Annotated in this window: 2 protein-coding genes and 1 pseudogene; 1 reads left to right on the forward strand and 2 read right to left on the reverse strand. The window is 75.6% G+C overall.

Annotated features, from left to right (window positions below):
- Positions 1-620, reverse strand: a pseudogene (locus tag D8M29_RS09975) (pyruvate kinase); the annotation flags it as partial.
- Between the two features lie 33 nt (positions 621-653).
- Complete coding sequence (locus D8M29_RS09980) at positions 654-2252, reverse strand: aminopeptidase P family protein (protein WP_127445943.1); 1599 nt, start codon at positions 2250-2252, stop codon at positions 654-656.
- A gap of 65 nt (positions 2253-2317) precedes the next feature.
- Between D8M29_RS09980 and D8M29_RS09985 the strand changes: the two genes are divergently transcribed.
- Positions 2318-3178 carry a PHP domain-containing protein gene (locus tag D8M29_RS09985; protein WP_049147253.1) on the forward strand — a complete coding sequence of 287 codons (861 nt, stop codon included), beginning with the start codon at positions 2318-2320 and terminating at the stop codon, positions 3176-3178.
- The last annotated feature ends 194 nt before the right edge of the window (positions 3179-3372 follow it).

The following is a 3372-nucleotide window of genomic DNA, read 5'->3' on the forward strand; positions in this document are numbered from 1 at the left end:
TCGCGCGGGCCCGGCTCGATGGGGCCCGTGCGCACCTTCGGCCCGGCCAGGTCCATCGCGACCAGGGGAGCGGGCCGGCCCGCCCCGGCGCACCGGCGGACCGCCGCGATCATGGCGGCCCACGCCTGCTCGTCGTCGTGGGCGCAGTTCACGCGCGCCAGGTCCATGCCGGCCTCGGCGATCCGGGTCACGAGCTCCGGGTCCGTGGCGGCCTCGGAGGGCATGGTCACCATGATGCGCGCGTCCCGGTCGTCGCGGGCCGGACCGAGCAGGCTCGCCGCGTTGCGGGCGAGGATGGCGCGGCCCTCGGCGGAGGTCAGGGCGTCGTCCTCCGGCGCGGGGGCGGGGTCGCCGTCGAGCGCGCGGGCGGCGGCCAGCACCGCGTCCACGTGGCCCAGCACGCCGGCCTCCATGCGGCCCAGCGAGGACAGTCCGGCGTCGCTCAGCGCCTCCTGCAGGGGCCGCAGGTCGGTGCCGCGCAGGGCGACGTAGTGCACGAGGTTCCGGGCCGAGGCCCGGTGGCGCTCCCGGACGCGGGAGATGAGGTCGGCGTGCTCCGCCTCGGCGGAGAGGAGGCGGTCGCGGAGGGCGGTGAGCTCGGTGGTCAGGTCGATACCCATGGTCCGAACCCTAGGGGCGCCCTCCGCGCCGGATCACGCCTGGAGCCGCGCCATCCAGGCCTCGATCTCGTCCGGGGTGCGGGGGAGGGCCGCGGAGAGGTTCTCGGCCCCGTCCTCGGTCACGAGGATGTCGTCCTCGATGCGCACGCCGATGCCGCGGTACTCCTCCGGCACGGCCAGGTCCTCCTCCTTGAAGTACAGACCCGGCTCGATCGTGAAGACCATGCCCGGCTCGAGCACGCCGTCCAGGTAGAGCTCGCGCTTGGCCTGCGCGCAGTCGTGCACGTCGAGGCCGAGGTGGTGCGAGGTGCCGTGGGGCATCCAGCGCCGGTGGTGCTGGCCCTCGTCCGAGAGCGCGACCTCGGCCGAGACCGGCAGCAGGCCCCAGCCGTCGAGGCGGTCGACGAGCACCCGCATGGCCTCGGCGTGGAGCTCACGGAACCGGATGCCGGGGCGCACGATCGCGAAGGCGGCGTCCGCGGCGTCGAGGACCGCATGGTAGATGCGGCGCTGCACGTCCGTGAACGTGCCGGACACGGGCAGGGTGCGGGTGATGTCCGCGGTGTAGAGGGAGTCGTCCTCGACGCCGGCGTCGAGCAGGAGCAGCTCACCCGGGCGCACGGCGCCCGTGTTGCGGATCCAGTGCAGGATCGTGGCGTTGTTGCCGGAGGCCGCGATCGTGTCGTAGCCCAGGTCGTTGCCCTCGAGGCGGGCGCGGGCGAAGAAGGCGCCCTCGACCACGCGCTCGCCGCGGTCGTGGCCCACGGCGCGCGGCAGGGCCCGCACGACGTCCTCGAAGCCCGCGATCGTGGCGGCCACCGAGGCGCGCATCCGCTCGATCTCCCACGCGTCCTTGACCAGGCGCAGCTCGGAGAGGAACTCGGCGGTCTGGGCGTCGGCCTCGGCCGCGGCGGCCAGGTCCACGCCGGCCTCGGTCCGGACGGCGGCCAGCAGGGCGTCCACGTCCTGGTCGGTCTCGGCCAGCAGCCGCACCGCGGTGCCGTCCGCGGCCACGTTCTTGGTGACGGCGGACTCGAGCTCCTCGAGCCCCGCCGTGCGCAGACCCGTGCGGGCGGCCAGGCCGGCCAGGGTCGGACGGGGGCCGATCCAGAACTCACCCGAGCGCGAGTCCGCGTAGAACTGCTCGGTGTCCCGGCCGGCCAGGGGACGGAAGTACAGGGTGGCGGTGTGGTCCGTGCCGTCGTCGCCGGCGCCCGGGTCCGTGGGCTCGAGCACGAGCACGGCGTCCGGCTCGTGGTCCACGCCGAGGCCCGTCAGGTGGGCGAACGCGGAGTGCGCGCGGAAGCGGTAGTCGGTGTCGTTCGAGCGGACCTTGAGGCGGCCGGCCGGCACCACGATCCGCTCGCCCGGGAAGCGCGCGGACACGGCGGCCCGCCGCCGGGCGGCGTACGGGGCCGAGGCGTCGGGGTCGGGCAGGGCCTGCGACGAGGGCGCCCAAGCGGAGGCCATGAAGTCGCGGAAGGCGTTCGAGGCGGGGCGCTGCGAGCGGTTGTCGACGCGCTCGGCCAGCGGCTGGGGGTTCACCGCGCCGGTGCCGTCGGCGCCCGCCTCGGGGGTGGCGGCGGGCTGGTCGGGGGTGGTCTGGGCGGGGTGCTGTGCGGTATCGGTCATGCCCTCCATCATGGCACCGGTGGGCGGGGGCAGGTCGGGGCCGCCGCGCGCGGGTCGTCGGTACCATGGCCGCCATGGCCCGCTACGACCTGCACACGCACTCGACCGAGTCCGACGGCACCGAGCCGCCGGCCGACGTGGTGCGTGCGGCGGCGCGGGCCGGGCTGGACGGCCTCGCGCTCACCGACCACGACACGACCGCCGGCTGGGCCGAGGCCGCCCACGCCGCGCGGGAGACCGGGCTGACGCTCGTGCCCGGCATGGAGATGTCCTGCACCTCCGCCGACGGCGTGAGCGTGCACGTGCTCAGCTACCTGCACGACCCCGAGGACCCCGCCCTGCTGCGGGAGGTCGGCCTGGCCCGCGACGCGCGGCTGATCCGGGCGCAGGAGATGGTGCGGCGGCTGGGGGCGGACTTCCCGATCACGTGGGAGCTGGTCCAGGAGCACGCGGCGGAGAACGCGACGATCGGCCGGCCCCACCTGGCCGACGCCCTCGTGACGATCGGGGCCGTCCCGGACCGGTCCGCGGCGTTCCGGGAGATCCTCGCCGGCCGGTCCAAGTACTACGTGCCGCACTTCGCCCCGGACCCGGCCGAGGCGGTCGCGCTCATCCGGGCCGCCGGCGGGGTGCCGGTGTTCGCGCATCCCCGGGCGCGCATGCGGGGCCGCGTGGTGGGCGACGAGGTGTTCGAGCAGATGGCCGAGGCCGGACTGGCGGGGGTCGAGGTCGAGCACCGGGACAACCCGGCGGAGGAGCGCACCTGGCTGCGCGCGTTCGCGGACCGGCACGGACTGTTCGTCACCGGCTCGTCCGACTACCACGGCACCGGCAAGCCCAATCCGATCGGCGAGCACACCACGGGCGCGGAGGTGCTCGCCGAGATCGAGCGGCAGGGCACCGGCACGGCGATCATCCGCGGCTGAGCCCGGACGGCCCGGGCGACGGGGAAGGATCCGTTGCGCGAATGACCCTTCCAGCCGCCGCGCAGGCGGTCAGAAGGGTCATTCGCGCAGAAGATTCCCGGGGCCCGGGAGGGACGGTCAGCCGTCCACGACCTCACCGTTGCTGCGGCGCGTGCGGGTGCGGCCGCCCCGGCGACGACGGGCCTCGGCCCGGG

The organism is Micrococcus sp. HSID17227, from assembly GCF_003989405.1.
Taxonomy (GTDB): Bacteria; Actinomycetota; Actinomycetes; order Actinomycetales; family Micrococcaceae; genus Micrococcus; species Micrococcus luteus.

Excerpts from the sequence above, each read along its gene's own strand:
- D8M29_RS09980 (WP_127445943.1), bottom strand. The coding sequence starts at position 2,252 with ATGACCGATACCGCACAGCACCCCGCCCAGACCACCCCCGACCAGCCC.
- D8M29_RS09985 (WP_049147253.1), top strand. The coding sequence starts at position 2,318 with ATGGCCGCCATGGCCCGCTACGACCTGCACACGCACTCGACCGAGTCC.